This window comes from Kluyvera chengduensis (genome assembly GCF_044197065.1).
Lineage (GTDB): Bacteria > Pseudomonadota > Gammaproteobacteria > Enterobacterales > Enterobacteriaceae > Kluyvera > Kluyvera ascorbata_C.
Genome location: NZ_JBIQOI010000048.1, coordinates 1 through 208 on the forward strand (window position 1 = coordinate 1; position 208 = coordinate 208).

Genomic DNA, 208 nt, shown 5'->3' on the forward strand with positions numbered 1-208 from the left:
TCAAATGAATTGACGGGGGCCCGCACAAGCGGTGGAGCATGTGGTTTAATTCGATGCAACGCGAAGAACCTTACCTACTCTTGACATCCAGAGAACTTAGCAGAGATGCTTTGGTGCCTTCGGGAACTCTGAGACAGGTGCTGCATGGCTGTCGTCAGCTCGTGTTGTGAAATGTTGGGTTAAGTCCCGCAACGAGCGCAACCCTTAT

The 208-nt window shown here is 51.4% G+C and carries 1 rRNA gene; it reads left to right on the forward strand.

What is annotated here, in order from left to right:
- Positions 1–208, forward strand: a 16S ribosomal RNA gene (locus tag ACH1XZ_RS23315); the annotation flags it as partial.